General features: G+C 42.2%; 8 protein-coding genes and 2 pseudogenes. 3 read left to right on the forward strand and 7 right to left on the reverse strand.

The window, feature by feature from the left end; all coding sequences use genetic code 11:
- Positions 1 to 38: 38 nt before the first annotated feature.
- The 3 genes from rpmG to MAS10914_RS0109485 all read left to right on the forward strand — a co-directional run bounded on the left by rpmG (position 39) and on the right by MAS10914_RS0109485 (position 2622).
- Complete coding sequence (gene rpmG, locus MAS10914_RS32690; RefSeq protein WP_071599811.1) at positions 39 to 233, forward strand: 50S ribosomal protein L33; 195 nt, start codon at positions 39 to 41, stop codon at positions 231 to 233.
- A 2-nt stretch (positions 234 to 235) separates the two neighbouring features.
- Complete coding sequence (gene rpsR / locus MAS10914_RS0109480; protein WP_017315693.1) at positions 236 to 451, forward strand: 30S ribosomal protein S18; 216 nt, start codon at positions 236 to 238, stop codon at positions 449 to 451.
- A 110-nt stretch (positions 452 to 561) separates the two neighbouring features.
- Positions 562 to 2622 (forward strand): ribonuclease catalytic domain-containing protein, encoded by a 2061-nt coding sequence (locus MAS10914_RS0109485; RefSeq protein WP_017315694.1) that lies wholly within the window; start codon positions 562 to 564, stop codon positions 2620 to 2622.
- A gap of 98 nt (positions 2623 to 2720) precedes the next feature.
- Here MAS10914_RS0109485 and MAS10914_RS36625 read toward each other — a convergent pair.
- The 7 genes and pseudogenes from MAS10914_RS36625 to MAS10914_RS0109515 form a co-directional block, all read right to left on the reverse strand.
- Positions 2721 to 4124, reverse strand: a pseudogene (locus tag MAS10914_RS36625) (AAA-like domain-containing protein); the annotation flags it as partial.
- Positions 4125 to 4139: 15 nt separating this feature from the next.
- Positions 4140 to 4967, reverse strand: a pseudogene (locus tag MAS10914_RS36630) (response regulator); the annotation flags it as partial.
- Complete coding sequence (locus MAS10914_RS0109495; RefSeq protein WP_017315696.1) at positions 4964 to 5359, reverse strand: response regulator; 396 nt, start codon at positions 5357 to 5359, stop codon at positions 4964 to 4966. The gene MAS10914_RS0109495 and the pseudogene MAS10914_RS36630, both read right to left, overlap by 4 nt.
- A gap of 10 nt (positions 5360 to 5369) precedes the next feature.
- Entirely contained in the window at positions 5370 to 11057 is a 5688-nt protein-coding gene (locus MAS10914_RS0109500) for a trifunctional serine/threonine-protein kinase/ATP-binding protein/sensor histidine kinase (protein WP_017315697.1), read from the reverse strand.
- Between the two features lie 427 nt (positions 11058 to 11484).
- The gene (locus tag MAS10914_RS0109505) at positions 11485 to 17013 is read right to left on the reverse strand and encodes an AAA family ATPase (RefSeq protein WP_026082445.1); all 5529 of its coding nucleotides are present in this window, start codon (positions 17011 to 17013) and stop codon (positions 11485 to 11487) included.
- A gap of 305 nt (positions 17014 to 17318) precedes the next feature.
- Positions 17319 to 17864 carry a transposase gene (locus tag MAS10914_RS0109510; protein WP_026082314.1) on the reverse strand — a complete coding sequence of 182 codons (546 nt, stop codon included), beginning with the start codon at positions 17862 to 17864 and terminating at the stop codon, positions 17319 to 17321.
- Positions 17861 to 18157, reverse strand: a complete 297-nt coding sequence (locus tag MAS10914_RS0109515; protein WP_017314682.1) for a transposase — start codon at positions 18155 to 18157, stop codon at positions 17861 to 17863. Before MAS10914_RS0109515 ends, MAS10914_RS0109510 begins: the two co-directional genes overlap by 4 nt.
- Between the last annotated feature and the right edge of the window lie 122 nt (positions 18158 to 18279).

An 18279-nucleotide genomic window follows, 5' to 3' on the forward strand; every position in this document is an offset into this window, starting at 1 on the left:
TGTGTTAATTCTCTTCAGACAACAATTTTTGTAAGATTATGGCTAAGAGTAAAGGTGTCCGCATAGTAGTGACACTAGAATGTACCGAGTGTCGCACTAACGCAAACAAGCGTTCTCCTGGTGTTTCACGGTATACCACGACTAAAAACCGTCGCAACACCACCAATAGACTAGAACTAAAAAAGTTCTGCCCTCACTGCAACAAACATACTGATCACAAGGAAATCAAGTAAACATGAGCTATTACCGTCGTCGTTTATCCCCGATTAAGCCGGGAGAACCAATTGATTACAAAGATGTGGATTTGTTGCGTAAGTTTGTTACCGAACGGGGTAAGATACTCCCTCGGAGGATTACTGGACTGACAGCTCAGCAACAGCGAGCGTTGACATCAGCGATTAAACGCGCTCGTATTGTGGCTTTGTTGCCGTTTATTAATGCGGAAGGCTAATAATAGTTAAGAGTGATGAGTTAAGAGTGATGAGTTATTGACTCCTAACTCCTAACTCGTAACTAAATCAAAAATCAAAATTCAAAACTTTATCAATAACTGCGAGGCTTGTGGAGAAGGGGACGCTAGTTGAATTTAGACTTGGTAGCGATCGCCGTTTGGGTGTAGTAGACCGTCCAGACGGCAAAGCTCGTTTATTTGTGATAGATGAACGGGGTCAGTCCCACAGTCTCGCACCTCGGCAAATCACCTACGCAGTGACCGGGCAACCCTACAAGCCTTCGCAAATATTCGAGTTTCTAGAGCAGGTCAAGCCTTATTTAGATCCCTCCAGTTTAGAGGTGGCTTGGGAATTACTAGTAGAAAGTGGGGAAACAGTGACGCCAATCCAGATGGCAAATCTGCTGTTTTCAGAATCACAAGCGGCTCATCGCTACGCTGCGTATCACTTGTTATCAGAGGATAAAATCTACTTTAAGCAGAAGGGAGAAGCTTACGAGCCGCGCAGTGCAGCTCAAGTAGCAGAACGCAAACACCAGCTAGAGGTGGAAGCGCTAAAAGCTAAGGGACAGCAAGAATTTTTGGCTAAAGTAGAGGCGGCGCTCAAAGGAGAACCAGTTGAGTGGCAACGCCACGACCGCCACCGCTTGGAAGCCCTAGAAAAATATGCAGCCCTACTAGCTGATGTTATACGTGTGGGGTTAAGTTATGACTCTCTGGCTCGCGCCTATCCTCCGCCAGCGTTAGTCTTGGAAACGATGAATATGCTGGGACGCACCGCAACCCCCCAAGGAGCCTTTCAACTGTTAGTGGACTTGGGTTGGTGGAGTCCGCATGAGAACTTATTTCTGCGTCGTTCGTCAATTCCCGTACAGTTCGCTAGCAAGGTATTAGAAGTGGCGCAACAGCGATTGGAATCATATGTGCCAGATCGAGATATCAACCGCCTGGATCTGACCTACCTGAAGGTGTACACAATCGATGATGAAAGTACTACCGAGATAGATGATGGTCTAAGTTGGGAATTACTCCCCAATGGTAAGGAGCAGTTGTGGGTGCATATCGCTGATCCTACGCGCTGGTTGATGCCAGAAGATGAGTTAGACCTAGAAGCGAGAAAGCGGGGTAGTACAGTTTATTTGCCCACAGGCATGGTTCCCATGTTCCCTGAGGTCTTGGCAACAGGACCAATGAGTCTGGTGCAGGGAAAGGTTTGTTACGCCCTGAGTTTTGGGATTGTTTTAGATGACACTGGGGCAGTCGAAGATTACAGTATCCACCCAAGTTTCATTAAACCGACCTATCGCCTGACCTACGAAGATGTAGATGAAATGTTAGATTTAGGCGTGCAGGCGGAATCAGAAATTGCAGCGATCGCAAATTGGGCACAACGACGTAAAGCTTGGCGGTACGCCCAAGGAGCCATTAGCATTAATATGCCGGAGGCGATGATAAAAGTCAAAGGCGATGATATCAATATTGAAATCTTAGAAGACTCCAAAGCACGGCAATTGGTCGCCGAGATGATGATTGTTGCTGGTGAAGTTGCTGCCCGCTACGGTCAAAAGCATAATATTCCGTTACCATTTCGCGGTCAGCCACAGCCAGAATTACCCCCTGAGCAAGAATTGCTACAGCTACCCGCAGGATTCGTCCGTGCCTGTGCTATGCGGCGTTGTATGCCCAAGAGCGAAATGAGCATCACTCCTGTGCGTCATTCTGGCTTAGGTTTAGATACCTACACTCAAGCAACTTCACCTATCCGCCGCTACAGCGATTTACTGACTCACTTTCAACTTAAAGCTCACCTGCGTGGTGAAGTTTTGCCCTTTTCAGCAGAACAATTGAAAGAAGTCATGATGACCGTTTCTTCTATCACCCAAGAGGTGACGATGGTAGAACGGCAAACAAACAGATATTGGGCTTTGGAGTATCTGCGTCGTTACCCCGAGCAAGTTTGGGAAGTAACAGTGCTGATGTGGTTGAGAGAAGACAGTGGCTTGGCACTCATTCTGTTAGAAGATTTGGGCTTGCAGTTACCCATGTTTTTCAAACGGTCTGTGAAATTGGGCGAACAGCTATTAGTTAAAGTTTTTCATGCCGATCCACACAAAGATGTGATTCAGTTTCAGGAAATCGTTTATCAAGAAGCGCAACCTGCGACGAATTAAAAACTCACCACCTGTGTTTGCTAGCGGAAAGGGGAACTTCAAGAGTTGTCCTCGATGTGTAGAGAATTTGCACAAACCCTATTTGAAGATCAACTGATCTAGATATGCAGCGCAATCCAATTGCTGTTAAAGATTAATTCATAAATCCGGTTATAGACTCTTAGGATGCCCTGTTTCTTAACCACTAGCCCCGACAAAAGCAATTCCCTTTCCTCAGGACTATCAACTGAGATAACTTCTCCTTCGTGCAAAATTTGTCTATACAGCCCTAAAAGTTTAGTAGCTTGTTCATTAATCTCGAAGAGGCGCTCATCGCCTCCGGCGCTGGGTAAAGCCCAATTGCGTGGAGCGCACCGACAAAGGCGATCGCGAATGGTTTTCAGGTGTTCTGGTTCATCCTGTGATTCCCAATTTTCTATCACCTTTGTTCGTACCAAATTTTCAATCCACTCTGCTTCACTATTTGTAGGAATAGGAGATGAAGAATTACGGATGAGTTTACAGAGCTTTTGAGTTAAAAAAGGCTGACCATTCGTCCAGGACAACACTTCTTTAAGTACGACTTGAGGATTGCTAACTTTGTGTGTTAATCCTTGAAGTAAAGGTTGAGCTTCATGCAATTGAAAACCACTAAGTTGAATTGCCCGACCAATATTAAAGGGGGTTCTCTGGTAATTATTAATCAAACTTGATGGTGCTGCAACTCCAAACAAAGCAAAGGTTAAACGCTGATATTCTGAATTGATACAGCGTTGATTATAGCAGAAGCGAACCATAGCAAAAAAGTCATCTACAGGGAAATTTAAACCTAAGACGCTATCAATTTCATCTAAAAAAATCACTAATTTTTTTGGAGGTGCATCATTTTCTAATCTCACTTGAACTAGTAAGACTTCTTCAAGAAATCGACTTAACCGTTGAACTGGAGAAATATCAAGTTGCTCATTCCACCAAGCTTTAAGATTAACCTTGCCGACTAAGTTAAAAGTTTGCCATAACTCTACTGCCAATCCCTTATACCATTGTTGTGGGCTAATATTTTCGCTGCCAATGCGGCTCATATCAATCGCTGCACAGCAAAACCCCTCTTGCTGAAGATGATGCATCATGCGTACCATAAGGCTGGACTTACCCATTTGCCGTGTATTGAGAATGTAACAAAACTCCCCACGTTGCAACGCCTTGTAAAGGTGACGATCTGCAGAACGCACCACATATGTAGGAGCATCTAAGGGCAAACTTCCCCCAACTTGATAGTCAAAGATGTAAGAGTCTTCTTCACTTCTAAGCAGAGCATTTTCAAATAGCAATTCTGCTTGAGTTGCTTTAAGAATTTCTAAGGTTTGTGATAGTTCTTGAGTACGTTCTTGAACTTTGTTTTCTAAAGTGAGGTTGGATTCGGCTAACGCATCTTTTGCTTGCTGTAGGGCAACATTTTTGAGTGCTAAATCCTGGGTAAACTGAATTCGCTCGGCTTCTGCTTGTTTGCGTGCTGTGATGTCCACGATAAAACCTTGATAGTAGAGGAGTACCCCATTAGCATCGCGGATAGCACGCGCGTTCTCACTAATCCAGATGATATTGCCATCTTTGCGATAAACCTGAGATTCAAACGCTGATACGGCATCGTACTTTTGTATTAGGGTGAAAAACTCCGTACGACGATGTACCTCGACGTACAATTGATGCTGGTTATTATTAATAGTTGGAATTAACTCTTCAGGCGAGTTATAGCCGTAGAGGTATGCTAAGGCAGGATTAGCATTGATATAAAATCCGTCAGGTGTAATCTGAAAAATTCCTTCTAACGAATTTTCAAAGATACTGCGATATTTCTGTTCTGCTTTCTTAAGTGCTTCAATGAGTACAGTTTGTTGACGGTTTAATTCTTCCAATGCTTGGTTCATTTGCTCGAGTTGAGCATTCTTTTCAGCTATCTTTTTTTCTTGAAGATAGCTATTGACTGCTTCTTTTACCGTCAATTTTAAGTCTTCAGCTTCCCAAGGTTTGGCAATATAACGATATAGTTTTGCATACTTAATTGCATTGCCTACAACATCAAGATTTGCTTGTCCAGTTAGCATCACCTTGAGGGTTTTTGGAGAGAGCAAATGAATGCGCTTTAACAGATCATCTCCATTCATACCAGGCATAATATGGTCGGAAATAATCAAGGGAATCCCATACCCATCTTCTAGCAATTCTTCAACTAGCTCTAAAGCCTCTTCACCCCCTTCAGCAATTTCGATGAGGTAATCTTTACCAAGTGCCTCTTTCAGTTCAGCTTTGAGGCTCATGAGTATAGTTCTTTCATCATCGACACAGATAATTACCTGTTTAGTCATAGTTTAGCCATAGCAGATTTAATAGCTTCCACTAAATCAGCTTCCGACCAAGGTTTAGATATGCAACAATGTAGATCAGCGTATTTTTTCGCACGCTCAATTGATGCTTCATCAGCTTGACCTGTCAGCATAATTTTAATAATATAGGGAAATTCCCGATGGACGCGAATCAGAAAATCATCCCCCTTCATACCAGGCATTAACCAATCAGAGACAATAAGAATAATTTTGATGCGTTCCTCAGTCAATTCGTAAATTAACTCTAAAGCCTCATTAGCATCTTCAGCTACTTCATATTGATAAGCATTCCCAAATGCTGATTTAAGTTGAGCTTTCAGACTTTCTAAGATGACTTTTTCATCGTCAACACATAAAATAACTGGTTTAGACATTCGGTATTTCCTAAATTGGTTGAACAGGTAGAAAAACATGAAAGCTTGTTCGACCTGGTTGGCTTTCTACGGTGATATTACCAGAATGCTTTTCAACAATTTTTTTGACAATATAAAGTCCCAAACCACTACCTTCTCCCAAAGGTTTAGTGGTAAAAAATGGCTCAAAAATTTTCGATTGAATCTCTGGTGGTATCCCCTTACCCGTATCAGTCATACTAATCTTTATAGACTGGGGAAGCAGTGTGACATCAATCGTTAAAGTGCCTTGGTTCTCCATTGCTTGTAAAGCGTTATGGATGAGATTAGTCCACACTTGGTTGAGTTCATCGGGATAACATAGTACAGCAGGTAAATCAGCATAATTTCGTTTCACCTCCACACCACGTTTGAATTGATTGTGATAGAGGGTTAACACGGTTTCAATCCCTTCGCTTAGATGAGCAGGAGTCATTTCACCGGACGAGTCATATCGGGCATAAGTTTTCAGAGCAAATACCACTTTTGCAGCGCGGTCTATGGCAGTGTTGATTGTCTGAGTGCCTCTGTATAATCCTGAAAGTTTATACGCAATGTTTAACAAATGTAAACTATCTGGTCTTTCTAACAGGGGCAAGAAAGCATTAATGTCGTGATAAATCCGCATATCTGTTAGGGTATCGGCAAGAGTATCGGCGTTTTCAATCTTCAATTCTTCTAATTGATGAATTAAATTTCGCTTGAATTGGCGCTCTTCTCTAGCAGAGAAAGTTGATTCTCTTGTGATTGACTTTTGCACTAAAGCTAAAAAATCCTGCTTTTGTTCTACAGACAGAGATTGGAATAATGAGGGTAACTCTAACAAAGTTTGATTTAGGAAATTAGAAATATTCCCCGCACAGGAGCGAATAACTCCCAATGGCGTATTAATTTCATGGGCTACCCCAGCAATCAGTTGTCCCAGTGCTGCCATTTTTTCTGATTGAATCAGCTCTTCTTGAGTGGCTTTGAGGTGCTCAAGTGCTTGTGAGAGTTCTTGGGTACGTTCTTCTACTTTAGTTTCCAAAGTACGATTATATTCTTCTAAATTGTTATAGAGCCGTGCATTTTCAATGGAAATAGCAGCTTGAGAAGATAAGATTTTGATAAATTTCAATTCATTAGGGGTAAAGGCATTAGTAATTAGATTATTTTCCAGATAGATAATACCTTGCAGTTGACCTTGATTAACAAGTGGCGCACATAAAACAGATTTGGTCTGATGCTGTTGGATATACAGGTCAAGTGTAAAGTTTCCCTCACTAGTTGCATCATTTAAAACTACACTTTCTTTAGTGCGGACTACATAATTAATAATTGATGCAGGTAGGCGATTGTCAATGGGAATTGACTGCAACACCTTTGTCTGGTAGGTGTTTCCTTCGATTGAGGAATTTACTTCTCCAGAGGCTTCAATCAGCAGTTGACCTGAGGTTTCTAAAATCAAAAATCCTTTTTGCGCCCCAGCATTCTCAATGAGAATTTTCATTAAGGAACTGAGTAACTTATCCAGAACAATTTCACCGGAAATCGCAAGGCTAGCTTTCATCACTGTCGCTAAATCCAAACCTTCCTTAGAACGACTGGCAGTTGTGGTAGTGGGATTTGTTATGCGCGTGTCTTGTGTGTGACTCACCACAGGTGATTTCGTCAGTAACTGTGGGTATTTTGCTTCCAAATCTTTAACCTTGGCAGTAGCGCCCCAGCGTCTGTAGCAATAGTGTGCCTCTTGCATATAGGTTCGGGCAATCTTCTCCCTAGCACGCGCTAGATAAAACTTTGCCGCTAACTCATAAGCTAATGCTTCTTCTTGGATATATTCGTTGTCATTTGCACCTTGAATGGCTCGTTCATAAAACTCTTCCGCCTCAAAAACTTGACCCAAGACTCGTGCTTTCTCAGCTTCTACTAAGTCATATTTGTGCTGAAAGTTCATTGGGGCATGATGCGCCCATTTGAGCATCTTTTCTTGGTGACTTGTCACTTTAAGGAGCAGCTGTTCTTGTTCAGAATAAGGTACAGATGGATACACCGCCAGCTGCACCAAAGAATCGTAAAAATGAAATAGAGGAACCTGTAGTACCCCTGGCACTTCATGTAGATACTGTTCGGCAGAGGCGGCATTTTTTAAAGCTTCAGTAAGTTCCCCAAATAGAAAACAAAGCATAAGTTTGTAGACATAAAAGGGGGAAATACTGCATCGTTCGGTTGCCAAAAGAAGCGGTAGCAATTGCTCTTCACCCAATAAATGGCAAGGGTTTTCAGTTCGTTCCAACAAGTTAATGACTACCTGGTGACAAATTTGATGGCTTAAGTTCATTTCTTGCTTAAGTTGAGGGAAGGCATCATTATAGTTGGCTATCTTTTGCTCTAACTTCGTTAATTCCAGACCGGTCAAATATGAGTAACTACATTCAAAGGCGGCAGCATAGGCTGCCATTTCAAAATCTCCATTTTCTACCGCGCTAGAGTAAGCCTCCTGTGCAAGTGATATGCTTTCTCTAACATGATGTTTTCCATGAATTATGCATCCTGCTATTGTCAATAATGCCTTATTCTTGAGGGAATTAGCATTGAACCGCTCAATGAGACTTAAAGCTAAAGAGCCAAATTGCTCGGCTCCCTCAACGTCTTGAACTACCCCGTTTAAGATGACTCCGTACATGGCATAACCAATGGCAGAAAGGGGAGCATTGCCATGTTTGAGCGATAAATTCACCTGTTTGCACGCAAGCAGCGGGTACAATGCAGGCGCAGCTTGATAGGCAGAAGACAACAGACTATTTAAGATCCGCATGGTTGCGCTTGCCAGCTTATTGGCATCTGTCATGGGTGGTAAATTGCTTAAGTCCTGAATGTTCTTTCCACTCAAAGCTAGCTTTGTTTCTAAGAGTGCTTGTTGAACATCCGATTGAGTAGGCGAGGAGGGTAGAGCTACACCTAGTAGCTCCAGCACTTGTAGCCCAATCTTGAGCGCTTGGAGTTGTTGTCTTTGCGCTCGGCTGCTTTGGATTTTCACCTCATAAACTTTCACTTTGTCCAGAAGGTTTTTTGCCTGTTGCAGGACAACTGTTGCCCATTGCTCCATCTGCTCAAAGTTAAGGCTAAGGTACGCTGCTTCTGTTGCTTCTACATACAATGCCAATGTTAGCTCATAATTCGTTTGCCAACTATTAATTGCCAGAAATTCCATTCCTACAGTTAAATACCTGACAGCAGCAACATAAGCGACAGCCGCTTTTGCTTTCTGACCTGCCATTAAGTTCAATCTGGCGATTTCATCTCGTTCTGCTTGATGGGTGACAAGTGCCACACCAAAATTGAGATGATCCACAATCTCAAATAGTTTGTTGAATAATATCTGTGGTGAATTTTTCTGAAGAAGATTGCGACCAATTTGTAAATGAACAGCCTGTTTTTGATTCTCATCAATCAAAGCATAAGCTGCTTGTTGAACTCGGTCATGCAGGAATTTATAATTTTGAATAAATAGGTCTTTATCTAACTCAGATGTGGGCAGGATTAACCCAGCTTGAACTGCCGTCACTAGATCTGAAAAAATTTCGCTGGTTGATTTTTCACAGATGACACAGAGGGTATTTAAGTCAAACTGAGCACCTACACAAGCCGCTAAACGTAAAACTTGCTGAGTTGACTCTGGCAGTTTCTTCAACTTGCCAATCATCAATTCCACCACATTATCAGTGATGTCCTTCGCTTCTATTTGAGCTAGATTCCATTCCCATCTGTGGTATGCAAAATTAAAGGTGATGAGATATTCGGTGTGTAGTGTTTTAAGGAATTCATTGACAAAAAAAGGATTACCAAAAGTTTTACGCAGTACTAACTCAGCCAAAGGTCTAACTGTGCTGATATCACTGTGCAACGTTTCAGCAATCAGTTGGCTAATCGACTCGAGTCCTAACGGAGCTAAGGTAATAGAATTGATAGTTTGCCCTTGTTTTCTTAGCTTCTCAAGTGTCATCATCAACAGATGAGTTGCATTGACTTCATTATCTCGATATGCCCCTATGAGAAATAGGTATTGCGTCTCGCTATCGGTCATCATCAACTCAATTAATTTGAGAGTTGCTGAGTCTACCCACTGCAAATCATCTAAAAAGATCACCAAGGGATGTTCTTTGGCACAAAACACCCGAATAAAGTTTTGAAAGACTCGATTAAAACGATTTTGTGATTCAGTTGGTTCCACCTCTGGAACATCTGGCTGTTTGCCAATAATGAGTTCGACTTCGGGAATCACATCAATAATTACCTGTCCATACGGACCCACAGCCGCTAAAATTTTTTCTCGCCAATGTTGCAGTAGGTCTTCGGTTTCTGTCAACAGTTGTCGTACCAATTCCTTAAAGGCACTCACGATAGCAGAGTAGGGGATGTTGCGCCCAAATTGGTCAAACTTACCGGAAATGAAATAGCCGCGCTTAGAAGTAATTGGTTTATAAATTTCTTGCACAAGAGCTGACTTACCGATACCGGAATACCCTGCTACCAACATCATTTCGACTCGACCTAACCCTCCCTGTCTACCTTCAGTGCTAGGGAAGGCGGGAGTTTGGCTCTTCTGTGCCACCAGGAGACGAGGGTTTCCCTCGGAGCGAACTGTGCTCTCTATGTACGCTATGCGTAAGCGTTGCTCCTCCGCAGGAGGCACCGAGGGTTCCTCCCATTGAGGCGACTGGCGTGGAGAGGTTAAGTTAACATCAGTGGCAACTCTCTCAAAAGCTGCCAGTAAAGCCCGAACTTCCGCCTCCCGTCCATACAGTTTTTGTGGGATGTGAAATTTGTCAGAAATATCTTGAGTTGCTAGCGGAAATTCACAGATAGTTCCTGATGCTTGCAACTGGGTGATACATTCGTGCAAATCAGCTAGTAATCCCCAAGCGCTTTGATATCGCTGTTCGGCATTTTTTGCCATCAACTTCATAACAATATCTGACACGACTAGGGGGATTTCTGAATTTACTATGTGGGGTGGAGGTGGTTGTTTGGCGATATGACAATGCACCAATTCCAAAACATCATCAGTTGTAAACGGTAGTTGTTTGGTAAGCAGTTTGTAAAAGGTGACGCCTAGCGAGTAAAAATCCGTACGATAATCCAGAGTGCGGTTCATCCTGCCGATTTGTTCTGGTGACATATAGGCTAATGTGCCTTCTATGACGTTGGGATTTTTGAAGGTAGGATTTTCACGAGTTAAAACAGTGGCAATGCCAAAGTCGATGATTTTGAGCAGTCCTGTTTCTGGGTTGAGAACAATGTTGCTGGGGTTAATATCTTTGTGGATGATATTGGCTGCGTGGATATAACTTAAACTCTCAGTCACAGCAATGGCGATATTGAGACATTCAGCCAGGGTAAAGTCGCGCTCACGCATCAACATATTTAAGGAAGAAGCACCAAAATCCTCAAGGATAATGACCAGAGTTCTGTGATAGTTTTCGATGCCATAAGCCTGGATAGCACCATTGCAATTTAGATGGCAGGTGATGCAATATTCCTGCTTATATCTGCGGAGTTCCTCTGGGGTGGGATAGTCTTCTTTTAGCACCTTGAGGATAACTACTTTGTTATCTTGTTCTCGGATGCCACGATAAACGAGTGAATTGGCGCTTTCGTAAATTTGGGCAAGAATCTGGTAGCCGGGAACGTTAATCATAAGCAGTAACCAGGAATTGCTTTGCTACAGTATCATTGAGATTTGTAGGACTTACCCATTCACAAAAGTTAGATTATGTTGAGTGAAGTCCTAGCTTCTTTATTAAAGAGAAGTTAAGCTGGGACATCTGTCCCCTATATGTTTATATTTAGTGTTGGCAAAGTCAATTTATGCATGCACTTTTTTAGATAAAATGCATAAAGCTTAAGATAATCACTGCTACTGTCATAAGTAACTAGGAATAACCAAATATATTAACGAGTAGGCGATTAGGCAAAGTAAGCGCGCTGCTTGCGGCGATGGCGCTCTGTGCCATCGCCTTGGAGTTAATTCACACAAAGACCTATTTGTAAAGTGCATAATTTCTAATCTTTAATAAAGTTAATCTGTCTGATATTGACAGCTTGCTAGCTGACAGCTTTTAGGCTTACAAACGCAGTGGCAGGAACACACAAAATGTAGTCTTTCCTGGCACTGACTCCACCTCAATTATCCCCTGATGTTTCTCAATAATCTTCCTGACAATATCCAAGCCCAATCCACTCCCCTCCCCTGGAGGTTTAGTCGTGAAAAATGGCTCAAAAATTCTCTTTTGAATCTCTGGTGGTATTCCCTTGCCTGTGTCGTTGAAGCTAATCTTCACTTGCTGGGATTGCACAGAGACATCAATAGTTAAAGTGCCCTGATAATCCATCGCTTGTAAGGCATTCTGGATGAGGTTTGTCCACACCTGATTGAGCTCATCAGGATAACATAGTACTGGGGGTAACTCACCATAGTTCCTTCTCACCTCTACCCCATATTTGAGTTGATTATGATAAAGGGTGAGTACGGTTTCAATCCCCTCAATCAGATCTGCTGACCTCATTTGACCTGAGGAATCATAACGGGCATAATTTTTTAAGGCAAACACTACTTTGGCGGCACGTTCTGTAGCGGTGTTGATGGTCTGAATGCCTCTTTTGACTCCCGAAAGTTTATAGGCGATTTCTAGGATTTGTGAACTATCTGGTCTTTGGAACAACGGCAAAAAGCCATCGATTTCGTCGTAAATGCCCATATCTGTGAGCGTATCGGCAAGCGTATCTGCATTTTCAATCTCAGATTCTTCTAGTTGCTGCTTTAAGGCTCGCTTCAATTGACGCTCTTGTTTGGCGGATAATGTAGATTGTTTTTGCAGTGACCTTTGCACTAAAGCTAAAAAATTCTCTACTTGTTGTGGGGAGAGGGATTGCAAGAGTGCAGGTAACTCTAACAGAGTTTGATTCAAGAATTGACAAATATTACCTGCACAGGAGCGAATTGCTCCCAGTGGTGTATTGATTTCATGAGCCACGCCAGCAATTAACTGTCCCAGTTCTGCCATTTTTTCCGATTGAATCAGTTCTTCTTGAGTAGCAGCATTTTCAATAAAAATGGCAGCTTGGGAGGATAACAGTTTCAGGAGTTTCAATCGCTCCTGTGTAAATGCTCCAGTACTGAGATTATTTTCCAGATACGCAATTCCTATCAGTTGACCTTGATTGACAAGCGGCGTACACAAGATAGATTTGCTCTGATGCTCTTGGATGTAAGGGTCAAGTGTGAAGTTGCCCTCGCGCGTGGCATCATTTAAGACGACACTTTCATAAGTGCGGACAACATAGTTGATGATGGATGTAGGTAGGCGGTTATTAACTGGGAGTGATTGCAACACCGTAATGTTACAACCATCTCTACTGGCTGTTGTATCCATTTCCCCTGAGGCTTCAATCACCCATTCCCCTGCTTTATCCAAAATTAGAAAGCCTGTTTGCGCTCCAGCATTTTCGATTAATATCTTGACAAACAAACCGAGTAACTTATCCAGTACGATTTCACGGGACATTGCTTGGGATGCTTTCATTATCGTTGCTAAATCTAATGCTTCCCCAGAGCGATCACCAGTGGTAGTACCCTTTGTCCTGGGCGAGTTTTTTGTGTGAGTCGTCGCCATGACCCGCGTCAGTAACTGTGGGTATTTAGCTTCCAAATCTTTGACCAAGGCAGCTGCTCCCCAGCGGCTGTAGCAATAGTGTGCCTCTTGCATATAAGTTTGGGCAAACTTCTCCCTACCACGCGCCAAGTAAAACTTTGCAGCTAACTCATATGCCAATGCTTCTTCTTGAATGTATCCGTTGTCATTTGCACCTTGAATGGCTCGTTCATAAAACTCCTCAGCCTCAAGGATTTGACCTAAAACTCGCGCTTTCTCTGCCTCTACTAAATAAAATTTATGCAGATAATTCATTGGGGCATGATGCGCCCATTTGAGCATCTTTTCCTGATTGCTTGTCACTTTAAGGAGCAAATGTTTTCCTTCTGAATCAAGAACAGATGGATACACCGCCAACTGCGCTAAAGAATCGTAGAAATAAAACACAGGCACAGTTGGCTGCCCTGTCCCACCCTCTAAATACTGTTCAGCAGAAGTCGCATTTTCCACAGCTTGAACGAAATCCCCAAATAGATAGCAGAGGATAAGTTTATGGATATAAAAGTAGTGAAGTCCAGTTCTGTCATTTGCTGCCAAATAAAGCGGTAGAAATTTCTCTTCGTTGTATGCCTCACCCTGTAAACAGCACTGATTTTCAACTGTCGAGAGTAAGTTAAGGACTGCCTGACGACAGATTTGAGCATGACTCAAAGGAGCTTCTTGTTTAAGTTGAGTGAGGACATGACTGTAGAAAGCTATCTCTTGTTTTAGCTGTGTCAATTCTAAACCACAAAAATATGAACATTGACATTTAGCTGCTGCTGCATAGCTGGCAAATTCAAAATCTCCGTTTTCTATTCCGCTTTGATACCCCTTTTGGAGAAGTGATATGGTTTCCTTTATATGATGTTTTCCATGAATTATGCCGTATGCAACAGTAATCAATGTCTTACTCTTAATTTCCTTGGCATTGAGCCGTTCCACTAAACTTAAAGCTAATTGACCAAATTGATCAGCTCCTTCAATGTCTTGGACTACCGCGTTCAAGATCATGCCGTAAGTAGCATAGGCAAAGGCTGAAAAGGAAGTATTTCCATGTTTAATAGATAAATTCACCTGTTCACAGATAATCAGTGGCAATAGTACAGGCACACTTATATAGGCAGGAGAAGACGTGCTTGATAAGATACGCATGGCTGCCAGCTTGTAGGCATCTGTCATAACAGGCAGGTTGACCAAGTCCTCTAGGTTCTTCCCCCTCAAAGAAGTCTTTGTTTCCTCGAGTCGCCGCTGAACATCCACTTGGGTCAGCGAGGAGGGTAAACTCACCCCCAGCTTCTCTAAAACTTCTAGCCCAATCCTGACAGCTTCGAGGTGTTTATTTTGCGCCACACAGGTTTGGATTTTGACCTCATAAACTTTTACTTTATCCAGAATAGTTTTTGCTTGTTGCAGGACAAGCGTTGCCCATCTGTCCATCTGGTCGAAGTCGCCGCACAAGTACGCCACTTCTGCAGCTAACTCATGCAGCGCCAAGGTGAGGTCATACTGGCGTTGCCAGCTAGAAGCTGTCAGCAATTCTATGCCTGTGGTTAAATATCTTTTGGCAGCGTTATAAGCTGTCGCCGCCTTCGCTTTTCTACCCGCCAGCAAATTCAATCTGGCTATTTCATCTCGTTCTGCTGGATGAGTGATAAGTGCCACCCCAAAATTGAGATGATCTACTATCTCAAATAGTCTGTCTGATAATGTCTGTGAAGACGTATTCTGTAGGAGATTGCGACCAATTTGTAAGTGAACACCTTGTTTTTGGTTCTCATCAATTAAGGCATAAGCTGATTGTTGAACTCGGTCATGCAGGAATTGATAATTTTGAATCAATAAAGCTTCGTCTAACTCGGATGTGGGCAAAATTAATCCATCATGAACTGCTAACAATAAATCTGTAAAAATTTCGCTTTGTGATTTTTCACAGATCATAGAAAGCGTATTTAAGTCGAAATCTGTGCCCACACAAGCTGCCAATTGTAAAATATGCTGTGTCACATCGGGCAGTTTCTTCAACTTGCCAATCATCAACTCCACTACATTGTCAGTGATGTTCTTCGCTTTAATTTGCTCCAAATTCCATTGCCAGAACCCCCCTTTGTTTCCAAAGTGAGGGGATTGAAAAGTAATGAGATTTTCAGTATGTAGCGTTTTGAGAAATTCGTTGATAAAAAAAGGATTGCCAAGAGTTTTATGCAGTACTAACTCAGCTAAAGGTCTAGCTGTGCTGATATCACTATGCAACGTTTCGGCAAGCAGGTGACACATTGGCTCAAGTTCTAATGGCGCTAAGGTAACAGAGTTGATAGTTGCTCCTTGTTTTCTTAGCTCCTCAAGTGTCATCATCAACCCATGAGTTGGGTTGACTTCGTTATCGCGATACGCTCCTATGAAAAATAGGTATTGCGTCTCGCTATCGGTCATCATTAACTCAATTAATTTGAGCGTTGCTGAGTCTACCCACTGCAAATCATCCAGAAAGATGACCAAGGGATGCTCTTGTGAGCAGAACACCCGAATGAAGTTTTGAAAGACTAGGTTAAAGCGATTTTGTGACGCGGTTGGTCCTAATTCTGGCACAGCTAATTGTTTGCCAATAATCAGTTCTACTTCGGGAATAAAATCAATAATCACCTGTCCATTCGCACCCACAGCTGCTAATATTTTTTCTCGCCATTTTTGCAGTTGAACCTCAGTTTCACTCAACAGTTGCCGCACTAATCGTTGAAAGGCGTTCACTAGAGCAGAGTAAGGAACATTGCGCCCTAATTGGTCAAATTTCCCCACAATAAAATAGCCGCGTTTTTGTGTAATCGGTTTATAGACTTCTTGTACCAACGCTGACTTACCGATGCCAGCATACCCTGTCACCAGCATCATTTCGCTGTGAGATGGAAATGGGGAATGGTGCGCCGAGAGTGGGTAAGATACCTCTACTTGCCACTGTTGCCTTTCACTGACTCGTTTCTCCTGCAAAGACGCCACTCTCTCAAATGCTGTCAGTAAGGTGGCAATTTCTGTTTCCCGTCCATACAGTTTTTGGGGAATTTGAAATTTATCAGATATATCTAGACTGAAGAGTGGAAATTCTGTGATCTTACCGTTACGCTGTATTTGAGATAGGCACTCCTCTAAGTCTGCTAGTAATCCCCAAGCACTTTGATATCGTTGTTCGGCATTTTTTGCCATCAACTTCATAACAATATCTGACACGATTAGGGGGATTTCTGAATTTACTATGTGGGGGGGAAGTGGCTGTTGAGCAATATGACAATGCACCAATTCCAAAACGTCATCAGTGGCAAATGGTAGTTTTCCAGTCAGCAGTTCATAAAACGTGACACCTAGCGAGTAAAAATCCGTGCGATAATCCAGAGTGCGATTCATCCTGCCGGTTTGCTCTGGTGACATATAGGCTAATGTGCCTTCTATGACGTTGGGATTTTTGAAGGTAGGATTTTCACGAGTTAAAACAGTGGCAATGCCAAAATCGATAATTTTGAGCAGTCCTGTTTTTGGATTGAGAACAATATTGCTGGGGTTAATATCTTTGTGGATGACATTAGTAGCGTGAATTTTGCCCAGAATATCTGTGATTTTAATGGCGAGGCTCAAAAATTCGGGTAAGGGCATTGGGCAATAAGCCCCTACTGATGCCTTCATCAACTTTTCTAAGGACTCTCCCCCAAAATCCTCAAGAATAATAACTAGGGTTCTCTGATATTCTTGTATACTTTCTGCCTGGATTACCCCAATAACCCCTTCTTGATTCAGAAAACGGGTAATTTTATACTCCTGCTTGTAGCGAGTCAGTTGATTTTGAGTAGGATAGTCATCCTTAAGAACCTTGAGAATAACAGGTATATTATCCTGTTTTCTGATAGCTCGATAAACAAGAGAATTGGTGCTTTCGTAGATTTTTACTTGAACAACAATGCTACTTATGGAAATCATACCTGGCATCTCAAGTGAAATTTATTCTACATGATTAAAGTTATCTATTTGAAATAGAATACTGCTTTGGCTGCCCCACTGGTATTGTGAGAGTGTTTAGTATTCTATCTATTTGCCCATTCCACAATGAGATTAAATTCATTAGGTTTCCTTGATCTGTTAGCTCTAATTAGTATGGTAAATATAGCTAAATTCTGAAAAACCTTTGGAAAAGTTCTATTAAGTTCTGTTTAGATTTTTATCTAGTAAAAATTTTATCAAATCTTGATAAAATTTGCCTATAGAACCCATTTGAGATCTTTTTGCTAGCTAGCAGCTAATCGTTTGAGCATCAATCGGATAAAACAAAGTTTGAGCTTGGCATTGGCACGAGCGAGTGTGCGGTCAAAGTTTTTGACTAAACTTTTACATCGCTCTACCCAAGCATTGGATCTCTCTATCACCCATCTAGCAGCCACCGGAACAAATCCGGATTGTCCTTTGGCTTGCTTTTCAGCTTTTGATGGCTTGGCAGAGAGTTCAAATTGGATTTTGGTCATGATCTGGGGATAAATTTGCTCTAAGGCCGGGATAATTTTTTCAGGATGATAGCCATGATCTACCAAGATAGTTGTTTTGGGCAATTCCAGTGGTTTAGATTGGAAATAATCGATATTTTGTGAGAGCATTTCAATCAACCCCTGGTCATCAGATACGTTGGCGGTGGTGCAGTGAGTGAAGAAAGGGAAACCCAATATATCCACTGCTAGATGTCTTTTAATCCCGTTGGTTGCTTTGTAAAAACAAAACCCTTTCGACTCAACACTGGCATTACAAGTATTTTTGACCGCTTGTGAATCAATCAGGATCAGGGTTGTCCAGTGTGGTTTTTTTTTACTTGTTCACGCACTCCCTGATGTAAATTAGCCATAATTGAGTCCAGGATGCCATCTTCACACCACTGCTTGTAATGCCAGAACACAGTAGAATAGGGCGGCAAATCTCTGGGTAAGTCTGCCCAGTTGCAACCATTCTTAAGTTGATAAAATATCCCGTTCAATATTTGCCTCTTTGTCCACACAGGAGGTCTTGTTTTCTTCTTGGTCGGCAATAACGGCTCGATAATTTCCCATTCCAAGTCTGTCACGTCGCTTGAATATCCCATTTTTCGCCCTGACCTGATTCTATTCCACTGTTTGTGCCGATTTTACTTCTTCACCTCAAAGATCTCAAATGGGTTCTATAGATGGCTTCACTCAAGCGTGAATCATGAACTTTGAAGAAGGG

It is taken from the genome of Mastigocladopsis repens PCC 10914, assembly GCF_000315565.1.
Classification (GTDB): domain Bacteria; phylum Cyanobacteriota; class Cyanobacteriia; order Cyanobacteriales; family Nostocaceae; genus Mastigocladopsis; species Mastigocladopsis repens.

What these genes read in the sequence shown, in the direction of transcription:
- MAS10914_RS0109495 (WP_017315696.1), bottom strand. Translation starts at nt 5,359, where the DNA reads ATGTCTAAACCAGTTATTTTATGTGTTGACGATGAAAAAGTCATCTTA.
- MAS10914_RS0109515 (WP_017314682.1), bottom strand. Translation starts at nt 18,157, where the DNA reads ATGGGATATTCAAGCGACGTGACAGACTTGGAATGGGAAATTATCGAG.
- MAS10914_RS0109505 (WP_026082445.1), bottom strand. Translation starts at nt 17,013, where the DNA reads ATGATTTCCATAAGTAGCATTGTTGTTCAAGTAAAAATCTACGAAAGC.
- MAS10914_RS0109500 (WP_017315697.1), bottom strand. Translation starts at nt 11,057, where the DNA reads ATGATTAACGTTCCCGGCTACCAGATTCTTGCCCAAATTTACGAAAGC.
- rpsR (WP_017315693.1), top strand. Translation starts at nt 236, where the DNA reads ATGAGCTATTACCGTCGTCGTTTATCCCCGATTAAGCCGGGAGAACCA.
- rpmG (WP_071599811.1), top strand. Translation starts at nt 39, where the DNA reads ATGGCTAAGAGTAAAGGTGTCCGCATAGTAGTGACACTAGAATGTACC.